Origin of the sequence: Stenotrophomonas sp. CCNWLW57, from assembly GCF_037203925.1 — a bacterium.
Classification (GTDB): Bacteria; Pseudomonadota; Gammaproteobacteria; order Xanthomonadales; family Xanthomonadaceae; genus Stenotrophomonas; species Stenotrophomonas rhizophila_A.
Genome location: NZ_JBBCBJ010000001.1, coordinates 165,941 through 179,713, shown reverse-complemented (window position 1 = coordinate 179,713; position 13,773 = coordinate 165,941). Strand labels below are relative to the sequence as shown.

The following is a 13,773-nucleotide window of genomic DNA, read 5'->3' as shown; positions in this document are numbered from 1 at the left end:
GCGGGTACCCCCATCCGGGACTGTCAAAAACATGGATGTTTTTGCCAAGCCCCCATGGATGGGTTCACGGCGTGTCCCGGATGGGGGTACCCGCCCGCCTCGGCGCGGATGAATTGAAACGCCGGCTCTTCGCGATCAACCAAGCTCCGGGCGCGACGCAATCCGACATGCGCTGACACACGCCGTTACACGCCCCGCAGGCCCCAGCACGAAAGGGGTTGCGCGTGTCACCGGGTGATGTGAAGGTGCCGGTAAACGCTTGGCACATATGCCTGACGCGGGCGGTGGCTACACTTGCCGGTCGTGGAACATCAAGGGCTGTACTTCATGTCGGGACGCATCACCGCACGCATCATTGCCGGCCTCGGCCTGGCCATCCTGGCCGGGTGTGGCAGCAAGGACCAAGCCGCCCGCCGGCAGGCCGAAGTCGTGCCGGTGACCACCCAGGTCGTGCAGACCTCCGCCTGGAGCGACACCCTGCAGGCACTGGGCACCGCCAAGGCCCGCGAATCGGTGACCATCACCGCCAAGGTCAGCGAAATCATCGACACCGTGCACTTCGACAGCGGCCAGCAGGTCTCCGCCGGCACCCCCTTGGTGACCCTGCGCGGCCAGGCCCAGGAAGCCGCCCTGCTGCAGGCCCAGGCCACCTTTGCCGAAGCCGACCAGCTGTACAAGCGCCAGCGTGAACTGGCGGCCCAGCAGCTCGTCGCCAGTGCCACCCTCGACACCCAGCGCGCCATCCGCGACGCCGCCGAAGCCCGCGTGCGCGAAATGCAGTCCGACATCGGCGACCGCCGCGTGCGTGCCCCGTTTGCCGGCGTGCTCGGCATCCGCCAGGTCAGCGAAGGGTCGCTGGTCACCCCCACCACCGTGATCGCCACCCTCGACGACATCGAACGCATGCACGTCGATTTCCAGGTGCCCGAAGCCGAACTGGCCTCGCTGGCCAAGGGCGACAAAGTCAGCGCCACCAGCGTGGCCTACCCGGGCCGCACTTTCGAAGGCGACGTCGCCACCATCGATACCCGCGTCGATCCCGGCACCCGCGCCGTCACCGTGCGCGCCGACTTCATCAACGCAGACCACGCCCTGCGCCCGGGCATGCTGCTCGACGTGCGCATGTTCCGTCCCGAACGCCAGGCGTTGGTCATTCCCGAAATCGCCGTGGTCCAGGTCGGCCGCGATTCGTTCGTGTTCCGCGTCAAACCCGACCACGTGGTCGAGCGCGTCGACGTGGTCAGCGGCGCGCGCCGCTCCGGCGTCGTTGAAATCCGTGAAGGGCTTAAGGCAGGCGACCGCATCGTCGTCGACGGCACCGGCAAGCTGCGTCCCGGCCTGAAGGTCAACGACACCGCCGCGCCGGCCGCCGCGCCGGCCCCTGCGCCCGCCACCCCGGCCGCCAGCCCGGCCGCAGAGAAGGCCACCGATCCGGCCCCGGCCGGCACCACCCGCGCCCCGACCGGCGCGACCGCCGCTGCAGCGCCCGCGGGCAGCGCCGGATGAAACTCTCCAACATCTCCATCCAGCGGCCGGTGTTTGCCGTGGTGATGAGCCTGCTGCTGGTCGTGCTGGGCATCATGTCGTTCACCCGCCTGACCCTGCGCGAGCTGCCCGCGATCGACCCGCCGATCGTCTCGGTCTCCGTCGATTACACCGGTGCCTCGGCGGCCGTCATCGAAAGCCGCATCACCCAGGTGCTGGAAGACGCCCTGGCCGGCATCGAAGGCATCGACACCATCAACGCGCGCAGCTCCAACGGCCGCGCCCAGGTCAGCATCGAATTCACCTCCAACCGCGATATCGAAGCGGCCGCCAACGACGTGCGCGACGCCGTCAGCCGCGTCGCCGACCGCATGCCCGAAGAGGCGCGCCCGCCGGAAATCGCCAAGGTCGAGAGCGACGCCGACCCGATCATCTGGTTCAACATGACCTCTTCCAGCATGAACACGCTGGAGCTGAGCGACTACGCCGACCGCTACGTGGTCGACCGCTTCTCCAGCCTGGATGGCGTGGCCCAGGTCCGCATCGGCGGCCGCCAGCGCTATGCCATGCGCATCTGGCTCGACCGCGACCAGCTCGCCGCGCGTGGCCTGACCGTGGGCGATGTGGAAACCGCGCTGCGCAACGAGAACGTCGAACTGCCCGCCGGCCGCATCGAATCGGCCGACCGCGACTTCACCCTGCGCGTGGAGCGCAACTACGTAAAGCCCGAAGACTTCGCCACAATCCCGCTCGGCAAGGGCGCTGATGGCTACGTGGTGCGCATGGGCGACGTGGCCAAGATCGAACTGGCTTCGTCCGAACGCCGCGCCTACTACCGCAGCAATGGCGAGCCCGGCATCGGCCTGGGCATCGTCAAGACCTCCACCGCCAACTCGCTGGATGTCGCCCGCACTGCCCGCGCCGAAGCCGAGCGGGTCGGCCAGACCCTGCCGGAAGGCACCCACATCTTCGTGGCCTTCGACAACACCACCTTCATCGAAGCCGCCGTCGACCGCGTCTACGCCACGCTGGTCGAAGCCATGCTGCTGGTGCTGGCGGTGATCTGGCTGTTCCTCGGCAGTTTCCGCGCCGCGTTGATTCCTGCGGTGACCGTGCCGGTGTGCCTGGTGGCCGCCTTCATCGCCCTGTATGCGTTCGGCTTCTCGATCAACCTGCTCACCCTGCTCGCACTGGTGCTGTGTATCGGCCTGGTGGTGGACGATGCCATCGTCGTGGTCGAAAACGTGCAGCGCCGCATCGACCTGGGCGAGCCGCCGCTGGTGGCGTCCAAGCGTGGTACCGCGCAGGTGGCCTTCGCGGTCATCGCCACCACGGCCGTGCTGGTTGCCGTGTTCCTGCCGGTCGGTTTCCTCGAAGGCAACACCGGCCGCCTGTTCCGCGAACTGGCCGTGGCCCTGGCCGCAGCCGTGGCGCTGTCGGCGTTCGTGTCGCTGACCCTGACCCCGATGATGGCCTCCAAGCTGCTCAAGCCGCACACCGGCCAGCCGCCCAAGGGCCTGCACGGTTTCATCAACCGCAACCTCGACCGCGTCTCGGCATCCTACGGGCGCGTGCTGGATGCCCACGTCGGCAAGATCTGGATCTACGGCGTGGTGATGCTGCTGTCGCTCGCCGCCAGCGCGCTGCTGTTGAAGGTGCTGCCGTCCGAACTCGCCCCGGCCGAAGACCGTGGTTCGTTCCAGATCATGATCGACGGCCCCGAGGGCGCCGGCTACGACTACACCGTGGGCCAGGTGCAGGAAGTGGAGAAGGTCGTGGCCGGGTACGTCGGCGCAGACAAGCCGATCGTGCGCGCCAACCCGCGCGTGCCCGGCGGCTTCGGGGCCAGCGAGGAAATGCACACCGGCCGCATCAGCGTGTTCCTGCAGCCGTGGCGCGAACGTTCCACCGCCACCCCCGACGTGGCCGCCGAACTGCAGAAGGACCTCGACGGCATCCGCGGCGTGCGCGTGCGCACCCAGGTCGGCGGCGGCCTGGTCCGCAGCCAGGGCCAGCCGTTCCAGATCGTGCTTGGGGGCCCCGAATACGCTGAAATCGCGCAGTGGCGCGACCGCATGCTCGAGCGCATGGCCGACAACCCCGGCCTGGTCGGCCCGGATTCGGATTACAAGGAAACCCGCCCGCAGATGCGCGTGAACATCGACCGCCAGCGCGCGGCCGACCTGGGCGTCTCGGTCACCGCCATTGGGTCGGCGCTGGAAACCATGATGGGCTCGCGCCGCGTCACCACCTTCGTCGACAACGGTGAAGAGTACGACGTGCTGGTCCAGGCCGGCCGCGAAGGCCGCGCCTCGCCCGACGACCTGGCCGCTATCCGCGTGCGCGCCACCAATGGCGAACTGGTGCCGCTGTCCAACCTGGTCACGCTCAGCGAAGTGGCCGAAGCAGGCAACCTCAACCGCTTCAACCGCCTGCGCGCGATCACCATCACCGCCGGCCTGGCCCCGGGCTACCCGCTCGGCGAGGCCATCGCCTGGGCCCAGCAGACCGCACGCGAAGAACTGCCGCAGCACGCGCAGATCGACTGGAAGGGCGAATCGCGCGAATACCAGAACGCTGGCAGCGCGGTGCTGCTCACCTTCGCCATGGCGCTGCTGGTGGTGTACCTGGTGCTGGCCGCGCAGTTCGAAAGCTTCATCCACCCGCTGGTGATCATGCTCACCGTGCCGCTGGGCGTGCTCGGCGCGCTGCTGGGCCTGTATGTGAGCGGGGGCACCATCAACCTGTTCAGCCAGATCGGCATCGTGATGCTGGTCGGCCTTGCCGCGAAGAACGGCATCCTGATCGTCGAATTCGCCAACCAGCTGCGCGACGAAGGGCGTGACGTGCACCGCGCCATCGTCGAATCGGCCATGGTGCGCCTGCGTCCGATCCTGATGACCTCCATCGCCACCGTGGTCGGTGCCATCCCGCTGGTGGTCGCCGGCGGCCCGGGTTCGGCCAGCCGCGGAACGATCGGCATCGTCGTGATCTTCGGCGTCACCGTCTCTACCTTCCTGTCGTTGTTCGTGGTCCCGGCGTTCTATTCGCTGCTGGCCCCGTACACGCGCTCGCCGGAAGCCGTGGCCCGCGAGCTGGAAAAGCAGGAAGCCGACACCCCGTCGGTCGGTGGCCATGCCTGACCGCCCGCTGCGGCTGGAGGGCGACGGATTCGTGCTGCGCCCCTGGCGCAGCGACGATCTGGAGGCGCTGCTGCGGCATGCCAACGACGAGGCGGTCTCGCGCGGGCTGCGCGACCGCTTCCCGTTCCCGTACACCCGGGAAGACGGCGAGGCCTTCCTCGGCGGCCGGATCCTGGCCCCGGAGACGCTCAACTTGGCCATCGAGATCGACGGCGCCGCCTGCGGCAGCATCGGCGCCCAACCGGGGGTGGCCGAACGTGGGCACACCGCCGAGCTGGGCTACTGGCTGGGTCGCGCATACTGGGGGCAGGGCTGGATGACCCGCGTGGTGGGCCTGTTCGCCCCCTGGGTGATGGACGAGCTGCGCCTGTTCAGGCTGCAGGCCGAAGTGCTGGATTTCAACGAAGGATCGGCCCGCGTGCTGCTCGGCAACGGGTTCCAGGAAGAAGGAACGGCCCGCTGCGCCGTGTTCAAGCGCGGCCAGCTGCACGACCTGCGGCGGTTTGCCAGGGTCCGCACCCCGTAAATCGGCCCTATCGGGCTGGCGCTCGATGATGGAGAATCGACCGGTCCCTTCCAGCCGACGGGACGTCCTTCATTTTCCGCCGACTGGAGAGAGCGCGTGGAAGCAGTAGTTGAATTCATCAATGGCATCATCTGGAGCAAGGCACTGATCTTCCTGTGCCTGGCGGCCGGCCTGTTCTTCAGCGTGCGCACCCGCTTCATGCAGCTGCGTGGCTTCTTCGAAATGTGCCGGCTCACCGTGCAGGGCGAAAAGTCCGACGCCGGCGTGTCCTCGTTCCAGGCCCTGGCCATGTCCATGGCCGGCCGCATGGGCATCGGCAACATCGCCGGCGTGGCCACCGCCATCGCCTTCGGCGGCCCCGGTGCGATCTTCTGGATGTGGGTGATGGGCTTCCTCGGAGCGTCCACCTCGTATGTCGAGTGCACCCTGGCGCAGATCTACAAGACCAAGGATGCCGACGGCCGCTACCGGGGTGGCCCGGCGTACTACATCGAAAAGGCCATGGGCCTGAAGTGGTACGCGATGGCCTTCGCCATGGCCACGATCGTTGCTGCCGGTTTCCTGATGCCGGGCGTGCAGGCCAATGCGATCGCCGACAGCATCATCAACTCCTGCCGTGGCGGCGCCCTGTGCGGACCGCTGGATGGCCAGTTCATGGGCATGGAATCGGTGCAGGCGTTCAAGCTCGGCATCGGCATCGTGGTCGCCCTGCTGCTGGGCGTGGTGATCTTCGGCGGCGTCAAGCGCATCGCCAACTTCGCCGAAGTGGTGGTGCCGTTCATGGCCGCCGGCTTCATCCTGATGGCCATCGTCATCATGATCCTCAACTATGAGCGCGTGCCGGACATGTTCCGTACCGTGTTCAGCAGCGCCTTCGGCGCCCACGCCGCGTTCGGCGCGATGATGGGCCTGGCGGTGGAGTGGGGCGTCAAGCGCGGCATCTACGCCAACGAAGCCGGCCAAGGTACCGGCCCGCACGCGGCCGCGGCCTCGGAGGTCTCGCACCCGGCCAAGCAGGGCTACGTGCAGGCGTTCGCCATCTACTTCGACACCATGATGGTGTGCACCGCCACCGCCTTCCTGATCCTGGCGGCCGGCACCTACAACGTGTACTCGCCCACGCCGGGCGCCGAGCCGGTGTTCGCCGGCCTGGCCGGTGTGGCCGAAGGCGCGGGCTACGCACAGGCCGCGGTGGAAACCGTGCTGCCGGGCTGGGGCTCGGGCTTCGTGGCCATCGCGATTTTCTTCTTCGCCTTCACCACCATCATGGCCTATTACTACATGGCCGAAACCAACCTCAGCTACCTCAACCACAACCGCAAGCGCCCGCTCACCGTGCTGGCGCTGCGCCTGGGCATCATCGGCATGGTGGTGTTCGGCGCCTTCCACAACGCCAAGATGGCGTGGGCGCTGGGCGACATCGGCGTGGGCCTGATGGCGTGGTTGAACATCGTCGCGATCCTGATCGTGCAGAAGCCGGCCCTGATCGCCCTGCGCGATTACGAGCGCCAGAAGAAGCTCGGCCTGGATCCGACCTTCGACCCCGATGCCCTGGGCATCAAGAACGCCGATTTCTGGCGTCACCGCAAGCTGGAGCAGTCCCGTAGTGAATGATCCCTGGAAAAACGCCCGTCGCCCGTCCTCGCGACCGCCGCGGGCCACCCCGCTGCCGCCGCGCGAAGGCGGCACCCCGCCACCGCCGGGGCGCGGCAACGACGAGCTGCGCCTGTACGGCTGGAATGCCGTGCAGGCGCTGTTCGAGCGCCGCCCGCAGGCGCTGCGCAAGCTGTACCTGGCCGAGGCGCTGATCCCGCGGCTGCAGCCGCTGCTGAAGTGGTGCGTGGCCAACCGCGTCGGCTATCGCGTGGTGGAAGAGGGTGACCTCAACAAGCTCGCCGCCACCACCCACCACGAAGGCGTGGTGGCGGACGTGCTGCGCGCCCCGATGCTGGAACTGGGCGAGTGGCTGGCCGGCCTGCCGGCCGACAAGCCGGCGCTGGCGCTGTGGCTGGATGGCGTGGGCAACCCGCACAACTTCGGCGCCATCCTGCGTTCGGCGGCGCACTTCGGCGTGTCCGGGCTGCTGCTGCCGCCCGATTCCACGCTGGCATTGTCCGGTGCGGCGGCGCGTGTTGCTGAAGGCGGCGCCGAAGCGGTGCCGCTGGTGCGCCTGCCGGCAGTGCCGCAGGCAATGGAAGCACTGCGTACCGGCGGCTTCGGCCTCGCCGCCACGCTGGTGGAAGGCGGCGCGGACCTGTTCAAGGCCACCTTGCCGGCGCGGCTGGTGTATGTGATGGGCGCCGAAGGCGAGGGCATGGACCGTGCGTTGGCACAGACCTGCGACCTGCAGGTATCCATTCCCGGCAGTGGTGCGGTGGAAAGCCTCAACGTGGCATCGGCCACCGCCGTGTTGCTGTCGCACTGGTATGCACAGCGGTAACTTCGGGTAACGCTTGCGCGCTGCCCTGCGTGATGTGATCGACTTCTCCAAAGGAGTCGTGCCTACGGTGGATTCGGATTTTTCGCATGGTGCGCTGCGTTCTTGCTGCGTCACAGTGCAACGCGGCGCCGTACTGTGTAGGTGAGGAGAGACACCCACCCAGTGCGGCGCCGTTGTCCGGATCACGGTCTGTTCCGTGGCGCTCACCGCGTGGGGTGTGACGAATCCCGGTAGCCCGGCCGCTTGGCCGGGCTTTTTTTATGCGTTTTCGCGGTGCGCGGGGGCGGAGTGCGACATTCCGGGCCCGCGCAAGGGGTCTTGCGACGTGTACGCGCAGTGACGCTTCGGGCCGCGCGTGATGGAAATCCGGAAGCGCGTTTCCTGCTGGGCATCCGCTGAAAAACGCCGTTGGCGTGATAGGCATTTTCGTGCGTGCGCCCGCGCACAGAACGCAAGATTCGCGTGATTTACCGATTTTTCCGAGATGACTTCCTGTGCAGATTGCCGGTGCGGCGGATTGGCCTGCCGCATCACTCTGTCACCAAGGAGGCATTCCATGACATTCGATGCGCTGCGTTCCCTGCGCCCGATTTCCTTCGCCCTGATCGCCGGCCTGCTGCCCGCTGCCGCCCAGGCTGCCGAGCACTCGCTGGACGGCGTCAATTTCATGGGGCCGCTGATCACCCCCAATCCGGCCGGCATGCCCAAAGGCAATCTCTTCATCGAGCCGTACCTGGTCCGCATCGACAGCGACCGCTACTTCGATGGCGACGGCCGCCGGCATGACAGCGACGGCCGCAGCGCCGCCTGGCTGACCGTGGTGCCGATCGCCTACGGCCTGGGTCAGCGCGTGACCGCGCAGGTCAACCTCAGCGCCTCGCGCGCCGAGACCGGCAGCGAGCGCAGCCGCGGCTTCCGCGCCGGCGATACCACCGCCATGGTGCAGTACCTGCTGCAGGCGCCGAACGAAGACGGCACCCGCCCGGCCATTTCGGTATCGCTGAGCCAGCGCTACGCCACCGGCAGCTATGACCGCATCGATGGCAACCCGCTCAATGCCCAGGGCGACGGCGTGCAGCGCACCACCTTCGGGCTGGGCATGCAGCAGGTGGTTTGGCTGCCCAACGGTCGCCCGCTGCGCTGGCGTGGCCAGCTCAGCGCCAGCCCGGCACCGGCGCGCGTGGCGATCAACGACCACAGCGTGTACGGCACCCCGGATGGCTTCCGCGGCAACATCGCGCCGGGTTCGCTGATCGGCCTTTCCGCGGCCGGTGAGTACAGCTTCGACTCGAAGTGGGTGGGCGTATTCGAATTCGCCATCAGCCGGCAGAGCGACCGTCACCTGAGCGGCTACGCGCCCGCTGCCGACGGCACCATGCTGCGCATCGATGAACGTCGCCCCGGCAGCCGCAACGTCACCCTCGCACCGGCAGTGCAGTACCACTTCAGTCCCAGCGTCGGGCTGATTGCCGGCGTGGAGTTCACGGTCGCGGGCCGCAATACCGGCAGCTACATCAACCCGCAGGTCGCCTTGGGCATGTTCTTCTGATGGGCCTCGATGAGATCGTCGCCCGCCTGCTGGGCATCGTCTGGAGTCCGGCGCTGGTCGGGCTGTGCCTGCTGGTGGGCCTGTACTTCAGCGTGCGCACCCGCTTCATCCAGCTGCGCGGGCTGCCGGAGATGCTCAAGCTGATGTTCCAGGGGCGCAGTTCGGCGGCGGGTGTGTCCTCGTTCCAGGCATTGAGCCTGTCGCTGTCCAGCCGCGTTGGCGTGGGCAACATCGCCGGCGTGGCGATGGCCATTGCCTACGGCGGGCCGGGTGCGATTTTCTGGATGTGGATCGTCGCCTTCCTCGGTGCCTCCAGCGCCTTCGTCGAATCCACCCTGGCGCAGATCTACAAGCAGCGCGACAGCAACGGCATGTACCGGGGTGGCCCGGCGTACTACATCGAAAAGGGCCTGGGCAAGCGCTGGTACGCGGTGCTGTTCGCGCTCAGCACGGTGATCGGCTGCGGGCTGCTGCTGCCCGGTACGCAGTCCAACGCGATGGTCAGCGCGCTGGACGAGGCATGGGGCGCGCCGGGCTGGGTTACCGCGGCCGGCATCGGCACGGTGGTCGCGATGGTGATCTTCGGCGGCGTGCGGCGCATCGCACAGGTGGCCCAGGTCATCGTGCCGTTCATGGCGCTGGGCTATCTGGTGGTGGCGGCCGTGGTGATGGCCCTGAACCTGGATGCGGTGCCGGAGATGTTCAGCATCATCCTGCGCAGTGCATTCGGCCAGGACGCCGCGTTCGGCGCCATGATCGGCACGGCCATCCAGTGGGGCGTGCGCCGTGGCGTGATGTCCAACGAAGCCGGCATGGGCAGCGGTGCGCATCCCGCTGCCGCAGCGGAAGTCTCGCACCCGGTGAAGCAGGGGCTGGTACAGGCCTGTTCGGTGTACATCGACACCATGGTGGTGTGCAGCGCCACCGCCTTCCTGATCCTGTCGGCCGGCACCTACAACGTGCATGACCCGGCCGCACCGGCGCAGTGGATCGTGGCCAACGTACCGGGGCTGGAAGCGGGGCCGCGGTTCGTGCAGCAGGCGGTGGAATCGGCGTTGCCGGGCTTCGGGCGTTCGTTCATCGCCCTGGCGATCCTGCCGTTCGCCTTCACCACCATCCTGGCGCTGTACTACACGGCCGAAACCAACGTGGTGTACCTGCTGCGCAACCGCACCTCGCCGTGGGTGATGGCGTTGTTCCGGCTGGGCTTCCTGGGCGCCATGCTGTATTCGGCGTTGAACAGCGCCACGGTCGCGTGGTCGCTGGGCGATATCGGCGTGGGCCTGATGACCTGGCTCAACATCATCGCGCTGCTGCTGCTGCAGAAACCGGCCTTGGCCGCACTGCGCGATTACGAAGCCTCACGCGGTGCCGGAAGGGACCCGGTGTACCGCCCCGACAACATCACGCTGCCGGCCAGCACGGTGTGGTTGCGGTAACCCGAAACGGAAACCGGCGGCAGACACCGCCGGTTTCCACAGCATCGCTTATTCGTTCGGCGGGGTGGTCGCCTTGGCTTCACTGCCGAAATTGCCATCGGCTTCGGCCGCCAGGTAGGCGAACACCGTGTACGCCGCCACGTTCTGCGCCAGCGCCGCCGGTTCGATCTTGTCGAGCGTGTCGTCGGCGGTGTGGTGCAGGTTGAAGTAGTCGGTTCCGTCCTGCGCCAGCCACGCCCATGCGCCGCCCTTGGCGGCAAGCGGGCCGATATCGGGGCCCGGGCCACCCTTGTCCGGGGCGTATTCGATGCCCAGCGGCTTGAGCACGTCGGCAATCTGGGCGGTCGCCTCGCGCGAGCCTTCCGGGTTCGGCGAACCGGTGTTGAACGCATAGATGCGGCCGGCACCGAAGTCGCTCTCGGCGGCCAGCTGGTGCAGCACGATGTCTTTGGCATGCGCTTCGGCGTAGGCCTTGCCGCCGTACAGACCCTGTTCCTCGTTGGCGAAAGCGACCACGCGGATGCTGCGCTTGGGCGCCTGCTTGAGCTGGCCGATCAGGTGGCCGGCGGCCATGGTCAGCGCTACGCCGGCGCCATCGTCGATCGCGCCGGTGCCCAGGTCCCAGGAATCGAGGTGGCCACCAATGACCACCACTTCCTTGGGCAGGCTGCGCCCGGTGATCTCACCGATCACGTTGTACGAGGTGGCGGTGCCATCCCAGCCGCAATCCAGGCTGAGCTTGAGCTTCGTCGGTCCCAGCGCGACCAGCCGCGCCAGCTGGTTGGCATCGGGCACCGACAGCGCCGCCGACGGCACCGGGGTCAGGCCGTCGTCGAAGCGGGTGATGCCGGTATGCGGCACGCGGTGCGAATCGGTACCGGCCGAACGCATCACAAAGCCCACCGCACCCTTGCGGATCGCCTCGGACGGGCCTTTGCTGCGCACCGCGCCGCCCTTGCCGTAGTCGCGGCCATCGCGGTAGGCGGTCATCTGGTAATCCACGAAGGCGATCTTGCCCTTGAGCGAGCCTTCCGGCGCGGCCTGCAGCGCGGCCAGGTCAGCGAAGCGCACCACCTCGGCCTCGACCGTACCGCCCGGGCTGCCGCCCAGCGCGGTGATGCTCAGCGGCTGTGCATGCTTGCCCACCACCTGCGCGTGTTCACTGCGGCGTTCCCACTTGGGGAAGGTCACCGGCTCTTTCCACACCTTGTCAAAGCCCAGTGCCTTGAACTTGGCTTCGGCCCAGGCCACCGCGCGGGCGTCGGCCTCGCTGCCGGCAATGCGCGGGCCGATCTCGGTCGTCAGCGATTCGACCACCTTCCAGCCGGTGTCGTCCTTCAGGGCCTGCTCGCGCAGTTCAGCAGCGGTAGCCAGCGATTTCGGCGGCAGGGTGGTGGTGCCCGTCGCCGCGAACGCCGGGGCGGCCAGCAGGGCGAGGGAAGATGCGATGGCAAGGACGCGGCGACGCATGGGACGGACTCCGGGGGGAACAGGGCGGAAGCCCCCGAGCTTAGCAGCCTGCCCGCGCCGCACATGGGCGGGAGGTCATGGTTGGGCGGATGCTGTTTTCCACCGGTGGGGCAGGGCGACGACCAACGGTCGTCGCCTACCAGCGCGCGTGGAGCGGCAGGTGCCGACCGTTGGTCGGTACGCCTTTTACCGCTTCAGGTTGTCCCGGATCTCCCGCAGCAGCAGGATCTCTTCTTTCGGCGCAGCCGGTGCCGCTTCCTTCTTGCGCGCCAGGCGGTTGATCACCTTGATCACCATGAAGATCGCGAACGCCACGATGATGAACTGCACCAGCGTGTTGAGGAAATCGCCGTAGCCGATCACCACGGCGGGGATCTCCGTGCCATCTGCGGCCACGCGTGCCGGCGCCAGGGTCCACGCCAACTCCGAGAAATCCACCCGGCCGATCAGCCAGCCCAGCGGCGGCATGATGATCTTGTCCACCAGCGCGGTGACGATCTTGCCGAACGCAGCACCGATGACCACACCGACCGCCAGGTCGATGACGTTGCCACGCATGGCAAATTCCTTGAACTCAGTCAGCATTCCCATCGGGTTCTCCTGTAGCGGGGATAGCAAAGGTCGCCGCAGCGTAACGCGGCGCGTGTCGTCATCCGGCGATGACGCCGTGGCGTTCGGCCACGTTTTCCAGGCGCGCGCTGAAACGATCGCCCGGCTTCAGTGCGGCCACGCCGGCCGGCGTACCCATGAACACCAGGTCGCCCGCACGCAGTGCCCACAGCTTGGACAGCTCGTGCAGGATCTCCGGCACGTTCCAGATCATCTGGTCCAGCAGTGACTGCTGGCGCACTTCGCCATTGATTTCCAGCGACAGGTTGAGCGCGGCAAGATCGCCCACTTCACCGGCCGGCACCAGTTCGCTGACCGGCGCGGAATGATCGAAACCCTTGGCCGAATCCCACGGGTGGCCCTTGGCCTTGGCCGCCGCCTGCAGGTCGCGGCGGGTCAGGTCCAGGCCTACGCCGTAGCCGAACACCAGCGCCTCGGCCTCGTCGAGCGGCAGCTCGCCGGCAGGCGCGTCACGACCGATCGCCACTACCAGCTCCACTTCGTGGTGCAGGTCCTGGGTGGAGGGCGGGTAGGGGATCACATCGTCATGGCCAACCACGATCGCATCGGCCGGCTTGCTGAAGAACATCGGCCGGCCGCGGTCATCGGCGGCGGGCACGGCCGCGCCCATTTCCTTGGCGTGGTCGGCGAAATTGCGGCCGACACAGTAGATGCGGCGCACCGGAAACGTACCGCCACCGGCGACCGGAATGCGGGGTTGTTCGGGGGCCGGGATTACATCAGACATGCGCGCGTCCTGTGGGAAGGGGTCGCACGAGTGTATTCCGCCACGTCGCAGATCGTGTAGTGCCGACTGTTAGTCGGCAGACCGGACTCAACGCGACAGCGGCAACGCCTGCTTGCGCACCACGCGGTACTCGCCTTCCACCACCTGCGGATCGGCCGCACGCGCGGCCTGCCTGCGCGAAGCCAGCAGCTTCCACGCCACGCCGGCGATGATCATCGCCGCGCCCACGAACACACCCACGAACACCAGGGCGGCCAGGATCGCCAGACCCAACAGGCCCACCGCAACGCGCACCAACGGATGGCGCGGCTTGCGCGGCGCAAACAGGGAGCGGAACTGGTTGAACTGGAAGCGGTTGTACATG

General features: G+C 67.7%; 11 protein-coding genes. 7 read left to right on the top strand and 4 right to left on the bottom strand.

Annotated elements, in window-relative coordinates:
• Window positions 1–327 precede the first annotated feature (327 nt).
• The 7 genes from V9K91_RS00795 (at window position 328) to V9K91_RS00765 (ending at window position 10,582) form a co-directional block, all read left to right on the top strand.
• Entirely contained in the window at window positions 328–1,506 is a 1,179-nt protein-coding gene (locus V9K91_RS00795) for an efflux RND transporter periplasmic adaptor subunit (protein ID WP_336442537.1), read from the top strand.
• A complete protein-coding gene (locus V9K91_RS00790) occupies window positions 1,503–4,628 on the top strand; it encodes an efflux RND transporter permease subunit (RefSeq protein WP_249833019.1) in 3,126 nt (1,041 codons plus the stop codon). The genes V9K91_RS00795 and V9K91_RS00790 overlap by 4 nt, the downstream gene beginning before the upstream one ends.
• The gene (locus V9K91_RS00785; RefSeq protein ID WP_210130953.1) at window positions 4,621–5,154 is read left to right on the top strand and encodes a GNAT family protein; all 534 of its coding nucleotides are present in this window, start codon (window positions 4,621–4,623) and stop codon (window positions 5,152–5,154) included. The genes V9K91_RS00790 and V9K91_RS00785 overlap by 8 nt, the downstream gene beginning before the upstream one ends.
• A 96-nt stretch (window positions 5,155–5,250) precedes the next feature.
• The gene (locus tag V9K91_RS00780; protein WP_068853840.1) at window positions 5,251–6,768 is read left to right on the top strand and encodes an alanine/glycine:cation symporter family protein; all 1,518 of its coding nucleotides are present in this window, start codon (window positions 5,251–5,253) and stop codon (window positions 6,766–6,768) included.
• Window positions 6,761–7,594: a TrmH family RNA methyltransferase gene (locus tag V9K91_RS00775; protein WP_307107932.1), complete on the top strand. Its 834-nt coding sequence runs from the start codon at window positions 6,761–6,763 to the stop codon at window positions 7,592–7,594. Before V9K91_RS00780 ends, V9K91_RS00775 begins: the two co-directional genes overlap by 8 nt.
• 556 nt (window positions 7,595–8,150) lie before the next feature.
• Window positions 8,151–9,143 carry a hypothetical protein gene (locus V9K91_RS00770; protein WP_249833018.1) on the top strand — a complete coding sequence of 331 codons (993 nt, stop codon included), beginning with the start codon at window positions 8,151–8,153 and terminating at the stop codon, window positions 9,141–9,143.
• Window positions 9,143–10,582, top strand: a complete 1,440-nt coding sequence (locus V9K91_RS00765) for an alanine/glycine:cation symporter family protein (RefSeq protein WP_249833017.1) — start codon at window positions 9,143–9,145, stop codon at window positions 10,580–10,582. Before V9K91_RS00770 ends, V9K91_RS00765 begins: the two co-directional genes overlap by 1 nt.
• A 48-nt stretch (window positions 10,583–10,630) precedes the next feature.
• On the opposite strand, the gene V9K91_RS00760 is transcribed toward V9K91_RS00765, so the two are convergent.
• The 4 genes from V9K91_RS00760 to V9K91_RS00745 form a co-directional block, all read right to left on the bottom strand.
• Window positions 10,631–12,052, bottom strand: a complete 1,422-nt coding sequence (locus tag V9K91_RS00760) for a M28 family peptidase (protein WP_068853836.1) — start codon at window positions 12,050–12,052, stop codon at window positions 10,631–10,633.
• 186 nt (window positions 12,053–12,238) lie between these two features.
• On the bottom strand, window positions 12,239–12,643 hold the full coding sequence (gene mscL, locus V9K91_RS00755; RefSeq protein WP_336442536.1) for a large-conductance mechanosensitive channel protein MscL: 405 nt from the start codon (window positions 12,641–12,643) through the stop codon (window positions 12,239–12,241).
• Between the two features lie 58 nt (window positions 12,644–12,701).
• On the bottom strand, window positions 12,702–13,409 hold the full coding sequence (locus tag V9K91_RS00750; RefSeq protein WP_336442535.1) for a fumarylacetoacetate hydrolase family protein: 708 nt from the start codon (window positions 13,407–13,409) through the stop codon (window positions 12,702–12,704).
• An 87-nt stretch (window positions 13,410–13,496) separates the two neighbouring features.
• A complete protein-coding gene (locus V9K91_RS00745; protein WP_068853833.1) occupies window positions 13,497–13,772 on the bottom strand; it encodes a hypothetical protein in 276 nt (91 codons plus the stop codon).
• Window position 13,773: the final 1 nt, after the last annotated feature.

Excerpts from the sequence above, each read along its gene's own strand:
- V9K91_RS00795 (WP_336442537.1), top strand. The coding sequence starts at position 328 with ATGTCGGGACGCATCACCGCACGCATCATTGCCGGCCTCGGCCTGGCC.
- V9K91_RS00790 (WP_249833019.1), top strand. The coding sequence starts at position 1,503 with ATGAAACTCTCCAACATCTCCATCCAGCGGCCGGTGTTTGCCGTGGTG.
- V9K91_RS00785 (WP_210130953.1), top strand. The coding sequence starts at position 4,621 with ATGCCTGACCGCCCGCTGCGGCTGGAGGGCGACGGATTCGTGCTGCGC.
- V9K91_RS00770 (WP_249833018.1), top strand. The coding sequence starts at position 8,151 with ATGACATTCGATGCGCTGCGTTCCCTGCGCCCGATTTCCTTCGCCCTG.
- V9K91_RS00765 (WP_249833017.1), top strand. The coding sequence starts at position 9,143 with ATGGGCCTCGATGAGATCGTCGCCCGCCTGCTGGGCATCGTCTGGAGT.
- V9K91_RS00760 (WP_068853836.1), bottom strand. The coding sequence starts at position 12,052 with ATGCGTCGCCGCGTCCTTGCCATCGCATCTTCCCTCGCCCTGCTGGCC.
- mscL (WP_336442536.1), bottom strand. The coding sequence starts at position 12,643 with ATGGGAATGCTGACTGAGTTCAAGGAATTTGCCATGCGTGGCAACGTC.
- V9K91_RS00750 (WP_336442535.1), bottom strand. The coding sequence starts at position 13,409 with ATGTCTGATGTAATCCCGGCCCCCGAACAACCCCGCATTCCGGTCGCC.
- V9K91_RS00745 (WP_068853833.1), bottom strand. The coding sequence starts at position 13,772 with ATGTACAACCGCTTCCAGTTCAACCAGTTCCGCTCCCTGTTTGCGCCG.